Genomic DNA, 20,761 nt, shown 5'->3' on the forward strand with positions numbered 1-20,761 from the left:
CTCAGTTCTAACCAATGAGTCACACCGAGGGAATGATCGTTTTGTCATAAGCACGTAACGTAAAGGATGCTATGGCGATAAGTAACCGCGTATTTATTCAACGTTCATTGCGCAAACCCCGGTATGATCGGCGCCCCGCTGACTCAGGGGGTTAATCCTTTAGTGAGAATGACCCACGTTTGCGCTTGGGTAATATTCGACGAAGGGTCGCTTTCAGTCTTTTTGTTGCACCAACTTTTTTATCTGTCCCGGCATCTAAGCTCTTTTAACCCGAGCAGCGGGGATGGAACGGCACACCTTCGTGCCACGCGGGCGCTCTTTCAGAAAAGCGCCTGATTGAAAACCGGGTCGGCAATGCGTTGCCGGCCCACTAGCCAAAGGCTCTGGAATTACCATGTCCGATCGTTTCGAACTCTTCCTCACTTGCCCCAAAGGCCTTGAAGGCCTGCTCATCGAGGAAGCCGTCGGGCTTGGCCTTGAAGAAGCGCGCGAGCACACCTCCGCCGTGCGTGGCATGGCGACCATGGAAACCGCTTATCGCCTGTGCCTCTGGTCGCGTCTGGCCAACCGTGTGTTGCTGGTGCTCAAGCGTTTCCCGATGAAGGACGCCGAAGACCTCTACCACGGCGTGCTCGACATCGACTGGCAGGATCACATGCTCAGCGACGGCACCCTGGCCGTCGAATTCAGCGGCCACGGCTCGGGCATCGACAACACCCACTTCGGCGCGCTGAAAGTCAAAGATGCCATCGTCGACAAACTGCGCACGCCACAGGGTGATCGTCCATCCATCGACAAGCTCAACCCGGACCTGCGCATTCACCTGCGTCTGGATCGCGGCGAAGCGATTCTCTCCCTCGACCTCTCCGGCCACAGCCTGCACCAGCGCGGCTATCGCTTGCAGCAGGGCGCCGCGCCGCTGAAGGAAAACCTCGCGGCGGCAATCCTCATTCGTTCCGGTTGGCCGCGTATTGCTGCCGAGGGCGGCGCGCTGGCTGACCCGATGTGCGGTGTCGGTACGTTTCTCATCGAAGCGGGGATGATCGCCGCCGACATGGCGCCGAACCTGCGTCGCGAGCAGTGGGGCTTTACCGCGTGGCTCGGTCACGTGCCGGCACTGTGGAAAAAACTCCACGAAGAAGCCGTCGAGCGTGCCGCCGCCGGTCTGGCCAAACCGCCGCTGTGGATTCGCGGTTACGAAGCCGATCCACGACTGATTCAGCCAGGCCGCAATAACGTTGAGCGCGCCGGCCTCAGCGAGTGGATCAAGATTTACCAGGGCGAAGTGGCGACCTTCGAGCCGCGCCCGGATCAGAACCAGAAAGGTCTGGTCATCTGCAACCCGCCGTACGGCGAGCGTCTCGGTGACGAAGCCAGCCTGCTGTATCTCTACCAGAATCTGGGCGAGCGTCTGCGTCAGGCCTGCCTGAACTGGGAAGCGGCGGTGTTCACCGGCGCCCCGGATCTAGGCAAGCGCATGGGTATCCGCAGCCATAAGCAGTATTCGTTCTGGAACGGCGCGCTGCCGTGCAAACTGCTGCTGATCAAGGTTCTGCCGGATCAGTTCGTCACTGGCGAACGTCGCACCCCGGAACAGCGCCAGGCCGAGCGCGAGCAAGCGGCTTACGACCAGACCCCGGACGAGCCGCAAGAGCGCAAGTTCAACAAGAACGGCAACCCGATCAAGCCGACGCCAGCCCCGGCGCCAGTGATCGAACAGCCGCGCCTGAGCGAAGGCGGGCAGATGTTTGCCAATCGCTTGCAGAAAAATCTCAAGGCAATGGGCAAGTGGGTCAAGCGCGAAGGCATCGATTGCTACCGCGTCTATGATGCCGACATGCCCGAATACGCAATGGCCATCGACCTGTACCACGACTGGGTGCACGTTCAGGAATACGCCGCGCCGAAATCCATCGACCCGGAAAAAGCCTCGGCGCGCATGTTCGATGCGCTGGCGGCCATACCGCAGGCGTTGAACGTCGACAAGAACCGCGTGGTGGTCAAGCGCCGCGAGCGGCAGAGCGGCACCAAGCAGTACGAGCGTCAGGCGGCCCAGGGCAAGTTCGTCGAGGTCAATGAAGGTGGCGTGAAGTTGCTGGTCAACCTCACCGATTACCTCGACACCGGCCTGTTCCTCGATCACCGGCCGATGCGCATGCGCATTCAGAAAGAGGCGGCCGGCAAACGCTTCCTCAATCTGTTTTGCTACACCGCGACCGCCAGCGTGCACGCGGCCAAGGGCGGCGCGCGCAGCACCACCAGCGTCGACCTGTCGAAAACCTATCTGGACTGGGCGCGACGCAACCTGTCGCTGAACGGCTTCTCGGACAAGAACCGTCTGGAGCAGGGTGATGTGATGGCGTGGCTGGAAAGCAGCCGCGACGAATACGACCTGATCTTCATCGACCCGCCGACGTTCTCCAACTCCAAGCGCATGGAAGGCATCTTCGACGTACAGCGCGATCAGGTGCAGTTGATCGACTTGGCGATGGCGCGGCTGGCACCGGGTGGCGTGCTGTATTTCTCCAACAACTTCCGCAAGTTCCAGTTGGAGGAAAACCTCGCCGAGCGTTATGCGGTCGAGGAAATCAGCGCGCAGACCATTGATCCGGATTTCGCCCGCAATACCAAGATCCACCGCGCCTGGAAAATCACGGCTCGTTGACGCTTTCACTGGTTGGATCCACAGAGCCTTGATTTTTAACGGCTCGGTGGATCCAGCGGTGCTGGCTAAATTAGTGGCTAATAGCTATAACTCACACACCGCCAATGGGGTTTTCCCGTGAATCTGGCGGAGTGAGTCGTGCTTATGCCGTTGCACCCCGTGCGCCCGAAAATCCTCGGTTTCATCAGTGAAGACGTCTCAGCCTGGCTGGTCGCTTTGCTGGTGTTGCTTGCCGGCGGGATTCTCACCGGGCTGCTCGCGTGGGGCACCTTCAACCAGTTTCAGCAACAATCGCGTCAGCGCTTTCAACTGCTGGCCAACGAACGCTACAGCCGTATCGCCGAACGTTTTCAGGACCAGGAGCAACGTCTCGATAGTCTGCGCCGGTTCTTCGCCAACTCCGAATCGGTGTCCCGCGCCGAATTCGACGGCTACTCCCGCCCTTTATTGCTGCGCACCCAAGCCTATACCTATGCCCCGAGAGTCAGTGGTGCCGAACGCGCCGCGTTCGAACAGCAGGTGCGTGACGAAGGCCTGAGCAACTTCACCATTCGCGAGCTCGACGCCAATGGCGAGCTGCAACTGGCGGCAGCGCGCGACGCATATGTGCCGGTGCTGTACACCCAGACCCAAAGCCGATTGGCGCCACCACTGGGTTATGACTTGCTCGCCCAACCCTTGCGCCGCGAAACCCTGCAACGCGCCGACCAGCTCGGCAGCATGGCGGTGTCGCAACCGATGCACCTGGTCGGGATTGAGCCGTCCTACGCGCGTGGGGTGTTGCTACTGGCGCCGGTCAGTCGCGCTGGAGAGTCGCAGCCGTTCGGCTATGTGATGGCGGTGATCAGCATGCGCCAGTTGCTCGCCGACGGTTTGCCCGATGCCCTGCACGATTACCTGTCGGTGCGCATTCTCGACCTGTCGACCCAGGATCAGCACGAGGCGCTGTTCGAATCGAGCAACGAGGCGGTGCCCGGCGATCTGGCGGCGACACGCTTGCTACGCATGGCCGATCACGACTATCAGGTCGATATCCTGCCGAGCGAAGCGTTCATGCAGGCCAACCATTCGTCGGTGGGCAGCGTGATCATTCTGGGCGGCTTGCTCAGCGCATTGCTCAGCGCCTTGTTGTACGTGCTGGTCAGCCAGCGTCAGCGCGCGGTGCGTCTGGTCGAGGTGCGCACCCAGGAATTGCACGAGCGCGAGCAGGAACTGCGCGGCACCCACGGTCAGTTGCGCGGCGTGCTGAATGCCGCCACCCAGGTCGCGATCATCGCCACCGACCTGCGCGGCGTGATCAACACCTTCAACCCCGGCGCTGAACAGATGCTCGGCTACAGCAGCGCCGAAGTGGTCGGGCGCATGACCCTGGAGAACCTGCATTTACCCCGGGAGCTGGCGGCGCGTTCGGCGGAGCTGAGCGCGCGCTACGGCAAAAGCATTCCGACCTGCCACGCGATGCTGGTCGAGGGCGGCGAAGTCGGCGGTCATGAAGCACGCGAATGGACCCTGGTACGCAGCGATGGCAGTCATCTGCCGGTGAACATGCTCGCCACCCCGGTGCTTGACGAGCAAGGCCTGTGGGTCGGTCATCTGGCGATCTGCATCGACATCACCGAACGCAAGCGTGTGCACGAAGTGCTGGCGGCGCGGGACATTCTGCTAAAGAAGCTCAGCGCCCATGTTCCGGGCGGCATTTACCAATTCAAAATGGAATTCGACGGACGCTTCAGCGTGATCTACGCCAGCGACGGCATTCGCGAGATCTACGAGCTGGAACCGGATGCGCTGCTGTTCGACGCCGAGGCGATTTTCAGCCGCATTCACCCGCAGGATGCGATTCGCGTGCGCAGCTCGATCCGCGAATCGGCGGAAAATCTCAGCCCATGGCGCGAGGAATACCGCGTGCAACTGCCCGAGCGCGGTCTGCGCTGGGTGCGCGGCGAGGCGACGCCTGAAGAACTGCCGGGCGGCGGGGTGCTGTGGCACGGTTACATCTCGGATATCTCCGATCTCAAGCGCGTGGAAGAAGAATTGCGCGCGTTGTCGATCACCGATTCGCTGACCGGCATACACAACCGCCGCTATTTCCAGGAACGCCTGACCACCGAAATGGCCCGGGTCGAGCGTGGCGGCGGTGAGTTGTCGGTGATCATGCTCGACATCGACCACTTCAAACGCATCAACGATCAGTTCGGCCACGCTGTCGGCGACCGCGTTCTGCAAGCAGTTTGCGAACGGATCGGCCATCGCTTGCGCCGCACCGACGTATTCTGCCGTCTGGGCGGCGAAGAATTCATGGTGCTGTGCCCGGACATCGACGGTGAACACGCCTACATGCTGGCGAGGGAATTGTGGGAAGGTTTGCGTAGCGCGCCGGTGGACGTGGTCGGCTTGGTCACCGCGAGTTTCGGCATCGCCAGCTGGCGCCCGGGGGAGGGCGCAGATGCCTTGTTGCTGCGCGCTGACTCAGGGGTCTACGCGGCGAAGCAGAATGGCCGGGATCGGGTTGAGCGGGAGATGTGCTGATTCGAACCTGACACCTGACCCTGTGGGGCAGAGGGGACCTGGCGCTGATTTTCTGTGGGAGCGAGCCTGCTCGCGAAAGCGGTGTGACAGTCACTGAACATGCTTACTGAACCGACGCCTTCGCGAGCAGGCTCGCTCCCACAATTGCACCTGCTGCGCTTACAGCACCGAAGCGGTCTGCGGCAGTTTCGGCTGTTTGTACAGATCCAGCAGCACCTGATCGAGCACCGACGAGGCGCCGAACGGGGCCTTGTCGTTGAGGATCGCTACCACCGCCCAGGTATTGCCGTTCACGTCACGGCTGAAGCCAGCGATCGCGCGCACGGTGTTCAGGGTGCCGGTCTTGACGTGGGCTTCGCCGCGCATCGCCGTGGTTTTCAGGCGTTTGCGCATGGTGCCGTCGGTGCCGGCAATCGGCAGCGAGCTGATGTATTCGGCGGCGTACGGGCTGTGCCAGGCGGCCTGCAGCATGTTGGCCATTTCCCGCGCACTGACCCGCTCGGCCCGCGACAGACCAGAACCATTCTCCATCACCAGATGCGGCGCGGTGATGCCTTTCTTCGCCAGCCACTGACGTACCACGCGCTGCGCTGCCCGGGCGTCGTCACCGTCGGCATCGTTGCGGAAACGCTGGCCAAGGCTGAGGAACAGCTGCTGGGCCATGGTGTTGTTACTGTATTTGTTGATGTCGCGGATGATCTCGGCCAGATCCGGCGAGTACGCACGGGCAAGCAGTTTGGCGCTGCTCGGCGTCGGCGCCAGACGATCCTTGCCCTGAATGCTGCCACCCAGTTCCTTCCAGATCGCCCGCACGGCGCCGGCGGTGTAGGTCGCGTGGTCGAGCAGCGACAGATAAGTCTGCGAGCTGCAGCCTTCGCCCAACTGGCCGCCAACGGTCACGGTCACGCTGCCATCGGCCTGCGGCACCGGGTTGTAGCGCACGCCGCCGGTGCATTGCTTGGACGGCAGGGCTTTGACGGTGTTTTCGATGCGGATGTTCGCGATCGGCGGCTCCACGGAAATCAACACGCGGCCACCGTCATTACGTGCGACGAAGCGCAGGGCCTTGAGGTTGACCAGCAGCGAGTCGGGCTTGACCAGGAACGGCTTGTTGTCGTCGTTGCCGTCATCGTTGAATTCCGGCAATTGCGGCTGCACGAAGAAGTTGCGGTCGAGGATCAGGTCGCCGGTAATCTGGGTCACGCCATTGGCGCGCAGGTCACGCATCAGCAGCCAGAGTTTTTCCATGTTCAGCTTCGGGTCACCGCCACCCTTGAGGTAGAGGTTGCCGTTGAGAATGCCGCCGCTCAGGGTGCCATCGGTGTAGAACTCGGTTTTCCACTGATGGTTGGGGCCGAGCATTTCCAGCGCCGCATAAGTGGTGACCAGTTTCATCGTCGAGGCCGGATTGACCGAGACGTCGGCGTTGAACACCGTCGGCGTGCCCGGACCGTCGAGCGGCACCATCACCAGCGACAGCGCAGTGGGCTGCAGCTTGCTGGCCTTGAGGGCTTTTTCGACGTTCGGGGTGAGGGAAGTGTTGATGGTGGCAGCGGAGACAGGCAGGGCCAGAGGCAGAAGAAGGCCGGCGAGAAACAGTGGACGCAACGATTTGATCATATGCAATAAAACCCTGCAAAAGAGGGGAAAAAAGACGAGGACATGGATGAAAAGGCCCTCAGTGGTCATGAAAGTGTCGGCATTATGCCCCAAGCTGTAACAGCTTGTGCCGTGTCGCGACCGGCCAATCGCTTATTTTTTTACAGGCGGTCGGCCGCAGCGACCAGAGAGTCGGGCAATCGCTGGCTTAAACTGGTAAAGTGCCGGCCGTTATTACTTAAGAGGATTGTTCCAATGGCGACTAACCGTTCCCAGCGTCTGCGCAAAAAACTGTGCGTAGATGAATTTCAAGAGCTGGGTTTCGAACTGAACCTGGACTTCAAAGAAGACTTGTCCGAAGAAGCCATTGACGCTTTCCTCGAAGCATTCATCAAAGAAGCCATGGAAGCCAACGGTCTGGGTTATGTTGGCGGCGACGACTTCGGTCTGGTGTGCCTGCAGAAGCGTGGCTCGGTCAACGAAGAGCAGCGCGCTGCCGTTGAAGCCTGGCTGAAAAACCGCTCCGAGCTGACCAAGTACGAAGTCAGCCCGCTGCTGGATGTGTGGTATCCGGAAAAGCCGATCAACGCGGCTAAGTGATACTGAAAAAAAGGCGACCTGAGGGTCGCCGTTTTTTTTCGTGGATCAAAAGATCGCAGCCTCGTTTCACTCGTCAGCTCCTACCTGTTCGCGATCCCCTGTAGGAGCTGTCGAGTGCAACGAGGCTGCGATCTTTGCTTCTAGGCTTTACGCCAATTCAAAATCACCAGCGTCAAAACCCCCGCCACGATCCCCCAAAACGCCGAACCAATGGAAAACAGCGTCAGCCCGGACGCCGTGACCATGAAGGTGATCAACGCCGCTTCCCGTTCTTTCACCTCGCTCATGGCAATGCTCAAGCCATTGATGATCGAGCCGAACAGCGCCAGCGCCGCAATCGACAGCACCAGTTCTTTCGGCAACGCGGCAAACAACGCTGCCAACGTGGCGCCGAACACCCCGGCAATCCCGTAGAACACCCCGCACCACACCGCTGCGGTGTAACGCTTGTTGCGATCTTCATGAGCATGCGGACCGGTGCAGATCGCCGCGCTGATCGCCGCGAGGTTAATACCGTGTGAGCCGAACGGCGCCAGCAACAGGGAGGCAATGCCGGTGGTGGTGATCAGTGGCGAGGCCGGGACGTTATAGCCATCGGCGCGCAGCACGGCGATGCCGGGCATGTTCTGCGAGGTCATCGCCACCACGAACAGCGGAATGCCGATGCTGATGGTAGCGGCCAGGGAGAAGTGCGGCGTGGTCCACACCGGGGTGGCCACTTCCAGGTGAAAGCCGCTGAAATCCAGCAGCCCCATGAAGCCCGACAGCGCAGTGCCAATCAGCAGCGCTGCGAGCACCGCATAGCGTGGCGACAGGCGCTTGACCAGTAGATAAGTGAAGAACATTCCCAGCACCAGCCCGGTACGGTGTTGCGCGGCGACGAAGATTTCGCTGCCGATCTTGAACAGAATCCCTGCCAGCAGAGCTGCCGCCAAAGAGGCCGGGATCTTTTTCACCAGCCGTTCGAAGCTGCCGGTCAGGCCGCAGATCGTCACCAGTACCGCGCACGTGATATAGGCGCCGATCGCCTCGCCGTAACTGACGCCGCCCAGGCTGGTGATCAGCAACGCTGCGCCGGGGGTCGACCAGGCGATGGTGATCGGCGTGCGATAGCGCAGCGACAGGCCGATCGAACACACCGCCATGCCGATCGAAATCGCCCAGATCCACGAAGAAATCTGCCCGCTGCTCAGGCCGGCGGCTTGCCCGGCCTGAAACATCAGCACCAGCGAACTGGTGTAACCGGTCATCATCGCGATGAAACCGGCAACGATGGCGGAAGGCGAAGTGTCGGCCAGAGGGCGCAGGCGGGCGTGGGTGGCGTCGGTCATGACGGCGGTGTTCCTTATACCAATGGAGATGTCCGCCACAACACAGAACCTCTGTGGGAGCGAGCCTGCTCGCGAAAGCGCTATGTCAGTCAACATTCATAGTGAATGTGAAATGGCTTTCGCGAGCAGGCTCGCTCCCACGGGGGATTGCGGTCATGCAGCGGATTCTGCGATCAAGCCTAAACTCAAACCTGACAAACCGTTGCAATACAGCCGCAGGCGCAAACAGCCGTACAGTCGTGTTGCCACCATTCATTGTGTACAATCGCGCTGTTTTTTACGCGATACTTGCCAGCGACCTACTGTGCCGTATTACAGTCACGGTCTATTCGCCGCAGTTTTCCCGACTCGAGTGCCCATGAACGAACAGTTGCAACCCCTCAAGAAACAACCGCGAGCAGGCAAAGCCGGCCGCAGCGGAACCCAGGACGATATTGTCTACGCGCATATCTTCGAGGCCATCCTCGAACAGCGTCTGGCGCCCGGTACCAAGTTGAGCGAAGAGGCGCTGGGGGAAATCTTCGGGGTCAGCCGCACCATCATTCGCCGCGCGCTGTCGCGTCTGGCCCATGAAGGCGTGGTGCTGTTGCGGCCGAATCGTGGCGCCGTGGTCGCCAGCCCGAGTGTTGAAGAAGCGCGTCAAGTGTTCCTCGCCCGCCGTCTGGTCGAGCGTGCGATCACTGAATTGGCCGTGCAGCACGCCACGGCCGAGCAGATCGCCGAATTGCGGCAGATGGTCAACGATGAGCGCGACAGTTTCTCGCGCGGCGATCGCGGTGCCGGTATTCGTCTGTCGGGCGAATTCCACCTGAAACTGGCGGAAGCGGCGATGAACGCACCGTTGATCAGCTTCCAGCGCAGCCTGGTTTCGCAGACCTCGCTGATCATCGCCCAGTATGAAAGCGGCAACCGCTCGCACTGCTCGTACGACGAACACACGCAGTTGATCGACGCCATTGAAAAGCGCGACGGCGAACTGGCGGTGAATCTGATGATGCATCACATGGATCACATCGACAGCAAGCTCAACCTCGACGAGGAAGGCGCGTCGGATGATCTGCATGCGGTGTTCTCGCACTTGTTGCAGACCAAGAAGCCGGGGCGTCCAGCGGCCAAGCTCTAAGCTGAAACCGAGTCGCGGCTTTCGCGAGCAGGCTCGCTCCCACAGGGGAATGCATTTCAAAGGTGGGAGCGAGCCTGCTCGCGAAGACAACCTGACCGGCAACAAAAATCCTCCGTGGTAAACACCACCGGGGATGATCGTTCCCACGCTCTGCGTGGGAACGCCTCTAGGGACGCTCCGCGTCCAGTGACGCGGAGCGTCACGGGCTGCATTCCCACGCAGAGCGTGGGAACGATCAGTGCGAAGAGGTTAGCGCTGATGCACCAGCGCCCCCGCCGCATACGTCTGCGCCACCGTGCGGTCATCCCCCAGCGTCATCAGTACAAACAACGTCTCGGCAATGTTATTCGACTGCTTCAAGCGATAACTCAGCAGCGGCGTGGCGTTGTAATCCAGTACCAGGAAGTCGGCATCGGAGCCCGGTTGCAGATTGCCGATCCTGTCTTCCAGACGCAGCGCCCGCGCACCACCCAGGGTCGCCAGATACAGCGACTTGAACGGGCTCAACCGCGCGCCCTGCAGTTGCATGACCTTGTAGGCTTCGTTGAGGGTTTGCAGCAGGGAGAAACTGGTACCGCCGCCGACGTCGGTGCCGAGGCCGACATTGAGCTTGTGCTTCTCGGCCATCGGCAGGTTGAACAGGCCGCTGCCGAGGAACAGGTTCGAGGTCGGGCAGAACGAGATCGCCGAGCCGGTTTCCGCCAGCCGCGCGCATTCTTCGTCACACAGGTGCACGCCGTGGGCGAATACCGAGCGTTCGCCGAGCAACTGGTAATGATCGTAGACGTCGAGGTAGCCCTTGCGCTCCGGAAACAGCTCCTTGACCCACTCGATTTCCTTGAGGTTTTCGCTGATGTGGGTCTGCATGTACAGATCCGGGTATTCAGTCAGCAGTTGCCCGGCGAGGGTCAGTTGTTCCGGGGTGCTGGTGGGGGCGAAGCGCGGCGTCACCGCATAGTGCAAGCGGCCCTTGCCGTGCCAGCGCTCGATCAGCGCCTTGCTGTCGACGTAACCGGATTCGGCGGTATCGACCAGATAGTCCGGGGCATTGCGGTCCATCATCACCTTGCCGGCGATCATGCGCAGATCAAGCTTTTCCGCCGCTTCAAAAAACGAATTGACTGACTGCGGGTGCACGCTGCCGAACACCAGCGCCGTGGTGGTGCCGTTGCGCAGCAGTTCCTTGATGAAAATGTCCGCCACTTCGTCGGCGTGGGCCTTGTCGCCAAACTGGCTTTCGCAGGGGAAGGTGTAGGTGTTCAGCCAGTCGAGCAGTTGCTCGCCATAGGAGCCGACCATGCCGGTTTGCGGCAGGTGAATGTGCGTGTCGATAAAGCCCGGGGTGATCAGCGCATCCTGATAATGGTTGATCTCGATATCCGCCGGCAGGGTCGGCAGCAGTTCGCTGGCGTGGCCGAGGGCGCTGATCTTGCCGTCGTCGATCACCAGCAGGCCATCCTCGAAATATTCATAGGAGGCTTCGATGCCGACTTCGGCAGGGTCGGCGATGCTGTGCAGGATGGCGGCGCGGTAGGCTTTGCGAGTCAGAGGCATGAGGGTTCTCTAATCAGTTTGAGGCTTTGAGTTTGGCGGCCTGACTGCGGCGCGAGGCGGGCAGCAGTCGGGCAATCGGTTCGGCGCGGGCGCTGTGCTGGCCGAAATTGGCGTTGTAAGTGGCGATGATTTCGCCGGCGATGGAGATGGCGATTTCCACAGGCAGTTTGCCTTTGACTTCGCCGATGCCCATCGGGCAGCGCATGCGCTGCACCACGCTCGGGTCGAAACCACGATCACGCAGACGGTGTTCGAATTTGGCGCGTTTGGTTTTCGAGCCGATCAGGCCGAACCAGGTGAAATCGTTGCGCTTGAGAATCGCCGCAGTCAGTTCCAGATCGAGCTGATGGTTGTGGGTCATGACGATGCAGTAGCTGCCGGCAGGCAGATCATCGACTTCGTCCACCGGCTCTTCGCTGACGATTTTACGCACGCCGTGGGGAATGTGTTCGGGGAACTCCGCCTCGCGCGAATCGATCCAGCGCACCCGGCAGGGCAGGCTGGCCAGCAGCGGCACGAGGGCGCGACCGACATGGCCGGCACCGAACACGGCAATCTGCGCCTGCACCTGGCCCATCGGTTCGAACAGCAACACCGTAGCGCCACCGCAGCACTGGCCGAGACTGGCACCGAGGCTGAAGCGCTCCAGATGGGTGTCCTGCTTGCCGCTGGCGAGCATTTCGCGGGCGATCTGCATGGCTTTGAATTCCAGATGCCCGCCACCAATGGTGTCGAACAGGCGGTCGGCACTGACGACCATTTTCGAGCCCGCGTTGCGTGGCGTCGAACCGAGTTCTTCGATGATCGTCACCAGCACACAGGGCTCGCCCTGATTCTGCAGGTCGGCGAGGGCGTCGATCCAGTTGTACATGTTCACCTCGACATCTTCGTTGTCTGTGCCGGCCTCTTCGCGAGCAGGCTCGCTCCCACATTGGCAATGCATTCCAAATGTGGGAGCGAGCCTGCTCGCGAATGGCCGCGCCTCGGTCCTAGAGCGGAGCCAGCTCGGTTTCAGCTTCGACGGCTTTCACCGCTTTGAGCTGACGCATCTGCTCGCAACCCCACAACACCCGCTCCGGCGTGGCTGGCGCGTCGATTTTCGGCTGATGCTGATAATCACCGAGACTCGCCACCGCGTCCTTGATCGCGCACCACGCGGCAATCCCGAGCATGAACGGCGGTTCACCGACAGCTTTGGAATGGAACACCGTGTCTTCCGGGTTCTTGCGGTTTTCCACCAGTTTCACCCGCAGATCCAGCGGCATGTCGGCCACCGCCGGGATCTTGTAGCTGGCCGGGCCGTTGGTCATCAGCTTGCCCTTGTTGTTCCAGACCAGCTCTTCCATGGTCAGCCAGCCCATGCCCTGGACGAAACCGCCCTCGACCTGACCGATGTCGATCGACGGGTTCAGCGAGGCGCCGACGTCGTGCAGGATGTCGGTGCGCAGCATCTTGTACTCGCCGGTCAGGGTGTCGACGATCACTTCGCAGCAGGCTGCGCCGAAAGCGAAGTAATAGAACGGACGGCCCCGCGCCTGACTGCGGTCGTAGTAGATTTTCGGGGTCTTGTAGAAGCCAGTGCTCGACAGCGAGACCTGATTGAAATACGCCTGCTGGATCAGCGCTTCGAACGTCAGGATCTGCTCGCGCACCCGCACGTGGCCGTTGCGGAATTCGACGTCTTCTTCGCTGACCTTGTAGTGCCGCGCGGCGAATTCGATCAGGCGTTGCTTGATGGTCTGTGCTGCGTTCTGCGCGGCTTTGCCGTTCAGGTCCGCACCGCTGGAAGCAGCGGTCGGAGAGGTGTTGGGCACTTTGTCGGTGTTGGTTGCAGTGATCTGCACACGATCGATGTCGACCTGGAACACTTCCGCCACGACCTGAGCGACTTTGGTGTTCAGGCCCTGGCCCATTTCCGTACCGCCGTGGTTCAGGTGGATGCTGCCGTCGGTGTAGATGTGGATCAGCGCACCGGCCTGATTGAGGAAACTGGCGGTGAAGGAAATGCCGAATTTCACCGGCGTCAGCGCCAGGCCTTTTTTCAGGATCGGGCTGTTGGCGTTGTAGCGACGGATCGCTTCGCGGCGCTCGGCGTACTGGCTGCTTTCTTCCAGTTCGGCGGTCATCTCTTCGAGCATGTTGTGCTCGACGGTCTGGTAGTAGTGGGTGACGTTGCGCTCGGTTTTGCCGTAGTAGTTGGCCTTGCGCACCGCCAGCGGGTCGAGCTTCAGGTGCCGGGCAATCGCGTCCATCACTTCTTCGATGGCGACCATGCCTTGCGGGCCGCCGAAGCCGCGATAAGCGGTGTTCGACGCTGTGTTGGTTTTGCAACGGTGACCGTTGATGGTTGCATCGCCGAGATAGTAAGAGTTGTCCGAGTGGAACATCGCGCGGTCAACGATCGAGGCGGACAAGTCCGGCGAGCAGCCGCAGTTGCCGGCCAGCTCCATGTTGATCCCGTGCAGACGGCCGCTGCTGTCGAAGCCGACGTCGTATTCAACGTAGAACGGGTGGCGCTTGCCGGTCATCAGCATGTCTTCGACACGCGGCAGGCGCATCTTGGTCGGTTGGCCGGTGAGGTGCGCGACCACCGCGCACAGGCACGCCGGGCTCGCGGCCTGGGTTTCCTTGCCGCCGAAACCACCGCCCATGCGGCGCATGTCGACGACGATCTTGTTCATCGACACGTCGAGCACTTCGGCGACCAGTTTTTGCACTTCGGTCGGGTTCTGCGTCGAGCAGTAGACGATCATGCCGCCGTCTTCAGTAGGCATCACCGAGGAGATCTGTGTCTCCAGATAGAAGTGCTCCTGGCCGCCGATGTGCAGCGTGCCCTGAATGCGGTGTTCAGCCGTGGCTAGTGCAGAGGCCGAGTCGCCGCGCTGATGGGTGTGGCTGTCGAGCACGAAGTGGCGTTTGCGCAGGGCGTCGACCACGTCGAGCACCGGTTCGAGGTCTTCGTATTCGATGATTGCGGCCATCGCTGCTTTGCGCGCGGTCTCCAGATCTTTCGCTGCGACTGCCAGCACTGGCTGGCCGACGAACTGCACGTCATCGATGGCCAGCAGCGGGTCACCCGGCATCAGCGGGCCGATGTCCTTCAGGCCCGGCACGTCTTCGTGGGTGATGACAATGCGCACGCCTTCGAAGGCGTAGCACGGCGACGTGTCGATGCTGAGGATTTTCGCGTGGGCGCGGTCCGACAGGCGCGCATACAGGTGCAATTGGTTGGGGAATTCCAGGCGATCATCGATGTACTGCGCTTCACCGGATACATGCTTGGCGGCGCTGTCGTGCTTGACGCTGCGACCGACACCGGTGGTCAGGTCCTGGGCGAACAGTTCGGCCAATTCAGCTTGAGTCTTCTCTACGGCGTGATGGTTAGACATAAGCGGTCACCCGAGTCTCGATGTGCGGTGTTTGCAGTTCGATGAAGTATTTGCGCAGCAGATTCTGCGCGCTGAGCAGGCGATATTCCTTGCTGGCGCGGAAGTCCGAGAGTGGCGTGAAGTCTTCGGCCAGCGCGGCGCAGGCGCGTTCGATCACGGCGTTGTTGAACGGCTGACCGAGCAGCACGGCTTCGCAATGCGCGGCGCGTTTCGGAATCGCCGCCATGCCGCCGAAGGCCACCCGGGCGTCGCTGATCACGCCGTTTTCCACACGCAGATTGAACGCAGCACAGACGGCGGAGATGTCGTCGTCCAGACGCTTCGACACTTTATAGGCGCGGAACAGCTGCTCGGCGCTGGCGCGCGGGACGATGATTTTTTCGATGAACTCGCTTTCCTGCCGCGCCGTGACGCGATAGTCGATGAAGTAATCTTCCAGGTTCAAGGTGCGGCGGGTTTCGCCTTTGCACAGCACGATCTGCGCGCCGAGGGCGATCAGCAGCGGTGGCGAGTCACCGATCGGCGAGGCGTTGCCGATGTTGCCGCCGAGGGTGCCTTGGTTGCGGATCTGCAACGAGGCGAAGCGGTGCAGCAGTTCGCCGAAGTCCGGGTACTCGGCATTCAACGCCTCGTAGCAGTCGGAGAGGGCAGTGGCGGCGCCGATTTCGATGCGGTCATCGAAGGTTTCGATGCGCTTCATTTCGGCGACGTTGCCGACATAGATCATCACCGGCAGGGTGCGGTGGAACTGGGTGACTTCCAGCGCCAGATCGGTGCCGCCGGCGAGCAGCCGCGCTTGTGGATAAGCGTCGTAGAGGTCGGCCAGATCGGCCACGGTCAGCGGCACCAGGCAGCGTTTGTCGCCGCTGTTGAGTTCACCGATATCGGTCGGCGCGATAGCCTTGAGGCGGGCGATGGTTTCGGCTTCGCGGGCGTCGAACTGATCCGCTGGCTTGCCGAGGCAGGATTGTTCGGCTGCGGCGAGAATAGGCCGGTAGCCGGTGCAGCGGCAGAGGTTGCCGGCCAGTGCTTCGTGGGCCTTGGCCTGATCCGGCGCATCGCTGTTCTTTTGCAGGGCGAACAACGACATCACAAAACCGGGGGTGCAGAAGCCGCACTGCGAACCGTGGCACTCGACCATGGCTTTCTGCACGCTGTGCAGTTCGCCCTTGTGCTTGAGGTCTTCGACGCTGATCAGTTGTTTGCCGTGCAACGACGAAACGAAGGTCAGGCACGAGTTGAGGCTGCGATAGCGAATGTGTTCACGCCCGCTGTCATCGGTCTGCAACTCGCCAACCACCACGGTGCAGGCGCCGCAGTCGCCACTGGCGCAACCTTCTTTGGTGCCGGGCTTGCCCACGTGTTCGCGCAGGTAATTGAGCACAGTCAGATTCGGGTCCAGGGCGTGCTCGCTACGGAGTTCCTGGTTAAGTAAAAACTGGATCACGGAAGGCCTCGCAGACTCATTATTGTTGTTAACCGACGTGAACCGAATTTAGCAGGTCTGACTTTTCGGTCAATGGTTTTCTGACTTAAGGGTCAGGAAAATACGTTTCGTCGATCAACAGCGTGTCTATTCAGTATTGACCTTCATCGGTCACCGCGCTTTTTTGCGGGATTCGTGCCAAAAACCGCTGAGTGGGCACTCCGCCATGACCGTGCATTTGCGCTACACTGCGCCGCTTGTGCAGATCGATAGAGTTTGAAGGACAACCATGACGTTCAAGGCGCCGGACAGCCTCGCCGAGCAAATCGCTCACCACCTCGCCGAACGCATCATTCGTGGCGAAATGAAGCCGGGAGAGCGCATCCAGGAACAGAAGGTCACGCTGGCGCTCAACGTCAGCCGCGGTTCGGTCCGCGAAGCCTTGCTGATCCTCGAGCGCCGTCACCTGATCGCGATCCTGCCGCGTCGTGGCGCCCACGTTACCGAGCTGACGCCGCACAAGGTGCAGAGCCTGTGCACGCTGATGAGCGAGCTGTACATCCTGCTCGGCAATTCCGTGGCCAACGGCTGGCAAGTGCAGTCGGACATGGCGCCGTTCGTGCAGATCCAGCAGCGCCTGACCGCCAATTACGAACGCGGCGATATCCGCAGCTTCGTCGATGACAGCTTCGCGGTGATGCGCGCCGCCTATCCGTTTGCCAACAATCCGTACCTGCAAGAAACCGTCGAGAACCTCCAGCCGGCGATGAGCCGTGCGTATTTCCTCGCCCTCGAACAGCGCAAGGCGGAAATGAGCGAATTCCTCGAACTGTTCGAACGCTTGCTCGCTGCCGTACTCGCCCGTGATTTGCCGCAGATCCGCATCGTGCTCACGGCGTATGCCCAGCGCAGCTGCGATCTAGTGGTGTCTGCGCTGACGGTTGCCTGAGCGTGCGGCTGAAGTGCATCAAACTGGCGGGGTTCAAATCCTTCGTCGACCCGACCACGGTGAACTTCCCCAGTAACATGGCGGCGGTCGTCGGGCCGAACGGTTGCGGCAAGTCGAACATCATCGACGCCGTGCGCTGGGTGATGGGCGAAAGTTCGGCGAAGAACCTCCGTGGCGAGTCGATGACCGATGTCATCTTCAACGGCTCGACCAGCCGCAAACCGGTGAGCCAGGCCAGCATCGAGCTGGTGTTCGACAACTCCGACAGCACGCTGCTCGGCGAATACGCCGCCTACGCGGAAATTTCCATCCGCCGCAAAGTCACCCGCGACAGCCAGACCACCTATTACCTCAACGGCACCAAATGCCGTCGGCGCGACATCACCGATATTTTCCTCGGCACCGGCCTCGGTCCGCGCAGCTACTCGATCATCGAACAGGGGATGATCTCCAAGCTGATCGAATCCAAGCCCGAAGACCTGCGTAACTTCATCGAAGAAGCCGCCGGCATCTCGAAATATAAAGAGCGCCGCCGCGAGACCGAGAACCGCATCCGCCGCACCCACGAAAACCTCGCCCGCCTCACCGACCTGCGCGAAGAACTGGAGCGCCAGCTCGAACGTCTGCACCGTCAGGCCGAGGCGGCGAAAAAGTATCAGGAACTCAAGGCCGAAGAGCGTCAGCTCAAGGCGCAACTGTCGGCGCTGCGCTGGCAGGACCTCAACGAGCAGGTCGGCCAGCGCGAGTCGATCATCGGCAACCAGGAAGTCAGCTTCGAAGCGCTGGTCGCTGAACAGCGTAACGCTGACGCCGCCATCGAACGCCTGCGTGACGGTCACCACGACCTGTCCGAACGCTTCAATCTGGTGCAGGGCCGCTTCTATTCGGTCGGCGGCGACATCGCCCGGGTCGAGCAGAGCATCCAGCACGGCCAGCAGCGTTTGCGTCAGTTGCAGGACGATCTGAAAGAAGCCGAGCGCGCGCGTCTGGAAACCGAATCGCACCTGGGCCACGACCGCACGTTGCTGCTGACCCTCGGCGAAGAACTGGACATGCTCACCCCCGAGCAGGAAGTCACCAGCGCCGCCGCCGAGGAAGCCGCCGCTGCGCTTGAAGAAGCCGAAACCACCATGCACGGCTGGCAGGAGCAGTGGGACGCGTTCAACCTGACCGCTGCCGAACCGCGCCGTCAGGCTGAAGTCCAGCAATCGCGGATCCAGCAGCTGGAAAGCAGCATGGAGCGCCTGGCCGACCGGCAGAAGCGCCTCGCCGAAGAACGTGCGTTGCTGTCCGCCGACCCGGAAGACGCGGCGATCATGGCGCTCAATGAGCAGCTCGCCGAGTCCGAAGCGACTCTCGAAGATTTGCAGACCAGCGAAGAAGCGCAGGTCGAAAAGCTCGAACAACTGCGTCAGGAGTTGCAGCAGGCGTTGACCGCGCAGCAGCAGGCGCAGGGCGATCTGCAGCGGCTCAACGGGCGTCTGGCGTCGCTGGAAGCCTTGCAGCAGGCCGCGCTCGATCCGGGCACCGGCACCGCCGAATGGTTGAAGGAACACAATCTCGCCGAGCGTCCGCGTCTGGCCGAAGGCCTGAAGGTCGAGGCCGGTTGGGAGCTGGCGGTGGAAACCGTGCTCGGCGCCGATCTGCAAGCGGTGCTGGTCGACGATTTCAGCGGCTTCGATCTGTCCGGTTTCACCCAAGGCGATTTGCGCCTGCTCAGCCCGGCCAGCGATGGCGTGCGGGTGGCGGGCAGCCTGCTGGACAAAGTCGAGGCGCAGATCGATCTATCGCCGTGGCTCGGCCAGGTCAAACCGGTCGACAGCCTTGAACAGGCGCTGGCGTTGCGCGGTCAGTTGAGCGCCGGGCAAAGCCTGATCAGCCGCGACGGCTATTGGGTCGGACGACACTTTTTACGCGTACGTCGCGCCAGCGAAGCGGAAAGCGGCATGCTCGCCCGTGGCCAGGAAATCGACGACTTGCAGCTTGAACGCGAAGAGCGCGAAGCCACCGTCGAGGCCATGGAAACCCGCCTGCAAACCTTGCGCGCGCAACAGCGCCAGCAGGAAAACGGCCGCGAACATCTGCGCCGCTTGCTGCAGGACGAAGCGCGCCAGCAAGGCGAACTGAAAGCGCAGTTGTCCGCCGGCAAAGCCAAGGCCGAGCAACTGACATTGCGCCGCACCCGTCTCGATGAAGAACTGGTCGAACTCGCCGAACAGCGCGAGCTTGAGCACGAACAGGTCGGCGAAGCGCGCATGCAATTGCAGGAAGCGCTGGACGCCATGGCGCTCGACACCGAGCAGCGCGAGTTGCTGCTGGCCCAGCGCGACAGCCTGCGCGAACGCCTCGATCGCGTGCGTCAGGAAGCGCGGCAGCACAAGGATCACGCCCACCAATTGGCCGTGCGTCTTGGCTCGTTGCGTGCTCAGCACGACTCCACGCGCCAGGCGCTGGAACGTCTGGAAATGCAGGCCGAGCGTCTGACTGAAAAGCGCGAACAGTTGAGTCTGAATCTGGAGGAGGGCGAGGCACCGCTGGAAGAGCTGCGTCTGAAACTCGAAGAACTGCTCGACAAGCGCATGACCGTCGATGAAGAACTCAAGACTGCGCAGATCGCCCTGGAAGACGCCGACCGTGAATTGCGCGACGCGGAAAAACGCCGCACCCAGGCCGAGCAGCAATCGCAGTTGATTCGCGGCCAGCTCGAACAACAGCGCATGGAATGGCAGGCGCTGACCGTACGGCGCAAGGCTTTGCAGGATCAATTGCTCGAAGATGGCTACGATCTCAACGGCGTGCTCGCCACATTGACCGCACAAGCCAGTGAACGCGAAGCCGAAGAAGAACTCGAACGCATCAACGCGCGGATTCAGCGCCTGGGTGCGATCAACCTCGCGGCCATCGACGAATACACGCAACAATCGGAGCGTAAACGTTATCTGGATGCGCAGGACGCCGATCTGGTCGAGGCGCTGGAGACCCTGGAAAACGTCATCCGCAAGATCGACAAGGAAACCCGCAACCGTTTCAAAGATACCTTTGATCAGATCAACGGCGGTTTGCAGGCACTTTTCCCGAAAGTTTTCGGTGGCGGGCGCGCGTATTTGGAACTGACGGGCGAAGATCTACTCGATACAGGGGTGACGATCATGGCGCAGCCGCCCGGGAAGAAGAACAGCACCATCCATTTGCTTTCCGGCGGCGAAAAAGCCCTGACTGCACTGGCCCTGGTTTTTGCCATCTTCAAGTTGAACCCGGCGCCGTTCTGCATGCTCGATGAGGTTGACGCGCCACTGGATGACGCTAACGTTGGACGCTACGCACGCCTGGTCAAAGAGATGTCGCAGACCGTGCAGTTCATCTACATCACCCACAACAAGATAGCCATGGAAATGGCCGAGCAGTTGATGGGTGTGACGATGCATGAACCGGGCTGCTCGCGACTGGTGGCGGTGGATGTCGAGGAGGCGATGGCGATGGTGGATGCCTGAGTCGGTGTGGTGTCGGAATAGTTTTGGAGGTCTGTAGGACTTTTTACTGACATCGGCGGGATGGCCAATCGACATATTCGCGCAAGCCAAATGAGACAGACGGTG

Annotated in this window: 12 protein-coding genes; 6 read left to right on the top strand and 6 right to left on the bottom strand. The window is 61.1% G+C overall.

Annotation, left to right across the window (positions count from 1 at the left end):
• Positions 1 to 394: 394 nt before the first annotated feature.
• Positions 395 to 2,665: a bifunctional 23S rRNA (guanine(2069)-N(7))-methyltransferase RlmK/23S rRNA (guanine(2445)-N(2))-methyltransferase RlmL gene (gene rlmKL / locus AB4O45_RS22165; protein WP_236169151.1), complete on the top strand. Its 2,271-nt coding sequence runs from the start codon at positions 395 to 397 to the stop codon at positions 2,663 to 2,665.
• Positions 2,666 to 2,809: 144 nt separating this feature from the next.
• Positions 2,810 to 5,194, top strand: coding sequence for a sensor domain-containing diguanylate cyclase (locus AB4O45_RS22170; protein ID WP_460160538.1), 2,385 nt, complete (start codon positions 2,810 to 2,812; stop codon positions 5,192 to 5,194).
• A gap of 159 nt (positions 5,195 to 5,353) precedes the next feature.
• On the opposite strand, the gene dacB is transcribed toward AB4O45_RS22170, so the two are convergent.
• Entirely contained in the window at positions 5,354 to 6,814 is a 1,461-nt protein-coding gene (dacB, locus tag AB4O45_RS22175) for a D-alanyl-D-alanine carboxypeptidase/D-alanyl-D-alanine endopeptidase (protein WP_041479117.1), read from the bottom strand.
• 234 nt (positions 6,815 to 7,048) lie between these two features.
• Between dacB and AB4O45_RS22180 the strand changes: the two genes are divergently transcribed.
• The gene (locus AB4O45_RS22180; protein WP_016773843.1) at positions 7,049 to 7,393 is read left to right on the top strand and encodes a YggL family protein; all 345 of its coding nucleotides are present in this window, start codon (positions 7,049 to 7,051) and stop codon (positions 7,391 to 7,393) included.
• A 140-nt stretch (positions 7,394 to 7,533) separates the two neighbouring features.
• Here the strand turns inward: AB4O45_RS22180 and AB4O45_RS22185 are convergent, their stop codons facing one another.
• Positions 7,534 to 8,724: a benzoate/H(+) symporter BenE family transporter gene (locus AB4O45_RS22185; RefSeq protein ID WP_150741384.1), complete on the bottom strand. Its 1,191-nt coding sequence runs from the start codon at positions 8,722 to 8,724 to the stop codon at positions 7,534 to 7,536.
• A gap of 358 nt (positions 8,725 to 9,082) precedes the next feature.
• On the opposite strand from AB4O45_RS22185, the gene AB4O45_RS22190 reads away from it, so the two are divergent.
• Positions 9,083 to 9,847 (top strand): GntR family transcriptional regulator, encoded by a 765-nt coding sequence (locus AB4O45_RS22190; RefSeq protein ID WP_007918375.1) that lies wholly within the window; start codon positions 9,083 to 9,085, stop codon positions 9,845 to 9,847.
• A 249-nt stretch (positions 9,848 to 10,096) separates the two neighbouring features.
• Here the strand turns inward: AB4O45_RS22190 and guaD are convergent, their stop codons facing one another.
• From guaD to xdhA, 4 genes are all read right to left on the bottom strand, one after another.
• Positions 10,097 to 11,401 (bottom strand): guanine deaminase, encoded by a 1,305-nt coding sequence (guaD, locus tag AB4O45_RS22195; protein ID WP_460160539.1) that lies wholly within the window; start codon positions 11,399 to 11,401, stop codon positions 10,097 to 10,099.
• A 13-nt stretch (positions 11,402 to 11,414) separates the two neighbouring features.
• Entirely contained in the window at positions 11,415 to 12,272 is an 858-nt protein-coding gene (gene xdhC / locus AB4O45_RS22200) for a xanthine dehydrogenase accessory protein XdhC (protein WP_024012316.1), read from the bottom strand.
• A gap of 118 nt (positions 12,273 to 12,390) precedes the next feature.
• Positions 12,391 to 14,790 (bottom strand): xanthine dehydrogenase molybdopterin binding subunit, encoded by a 2,400-nt coding sequence (gene xdhB, locus AB4O45_RS22205; RefSeq protein WP_460160540.1) that lies wholly within the window; start codon positions 14,788 to 14,790, stop codon positions 12,391 to 12,393.
• On the bottom strand, positions 14,783 to 16,237 hold the full coding sequence (xdhA, locus tag AB4O45_RS22210; RefSeq protein WP_150635842.1) for a xanthine dehydrogenase small subunit: 1,455 nt from the start codon (positions 16,235 to 16,237) through the stop codon (positions 14,783 to 14,785). The genes xdhB and xdhA overlap by 8 nt, the downstream gene beginning before the upstream one ends.
• A gap of 268 nt (positions 16,238 to 16,505) precedes the next feature.
• Here xdhA and AB4O45_RS22215 point away from each other — a divergent pair, with 268 nt between their 5' ends.
• Both AB4O45_RS22215 and smc read left to right on the top strand, forming a co-directional pair.
• On the top strand, positions 16,506 to 17,165 hold the full coding sequence (locus AB4O45_RS22215; protein ID WP_039763015.1) for a GntR family transcriptional regulator: 660 nt from the start codon (positions 16,506 to 16,508) through the stop codon (positions 17,163 to 17,165).
• A 2-nt stretch (positions 17,166 to 17,167) separates the two neighbouring features.
• On the top strand, positions 17,168 to 20,656 hold the full coding sequence (gene smc / locus AB4O45_RS22220) for a chromosome segregation protein SMC (protein ID WP_460160541.1): 3,489 nt from the start codon (positions 17,168 to 17,170) through the stop codon (positions 20,654 to 20,656).
• Positions 20,657 to 20,761: the final 105 nt, after the last annotated feature.

The organism is Pseudomonas sp. S2_B10, assembly GCF_054668425.1.